General features: G+C 37.1%; 1 protein-coding gene. It reads left to right on the top strand.

What is annotated here, in order from left to right; all coding sequences use genetic code 11:
* Nucleotide 1: 1 nt before the first annotated feature.
* Complete coding sequence (locus BBI00_RS18985) at nt 2-310, top strand: hypothetical protein (RefSeq protein WP_228394798.1); 309 nt, start codon at nt 2-4, stop codon at nt 308-310.
* Nucleotides 311-431: the final 121 nt, after the last annotated feature.

The following is a 431-nucleotide window of genomic DNA, read 5'->3' as shown; positions in this document are numbered from 1 at the left end:
TATTGAATCATTACAGAGAAATAATGATCAGATCAGAGAAGACCGGGCAAGGATCATCGGAGCAGATTCCGAATTGATCTATAGACGCAGAGTTGAAGACATTGAATTAAAAATCAAAAGACTTGAGCGTGAACAGGAAGGGCTTATTGATATCAGTCCTTTGGACAGGAACAGTCTGACTTTTGTGGATTTCAATCCCGAAGAATTTGTTCAGAAAGACATGGAATTATCATTAACAATCAGAAATCTGAATATTCAGCTTGAAGTAACCCGGAAAAGATTTGAATATTTATTTGGAAAAACATTATAGTCATGGGAAGTACAAGATATGATTTAGACGCTCGTTATGACAGAGCTAGAAAAGCAGGTTACAGAACAAAATCCGCAGGAGAACTTTTCACCCAGAATGCCAAAAGACAGACTCATGAATC

The sequence above is a fragment of the Chryseobacterium arthrosphaerae genome, assembly GCF_001684965.1.
GTDB classification, from domain to species: Bacteria; Bacteroidota; Bacteroidia; order Flavobacteriales; family Weeksellaceae; genus Chryseobacterium; species Chryseobacterium arthrosphaerae.
Note: the sequence above shows the minus strand (reverse complement) of the source record. Positions and strands in the feature narration are given on the sequence as shown.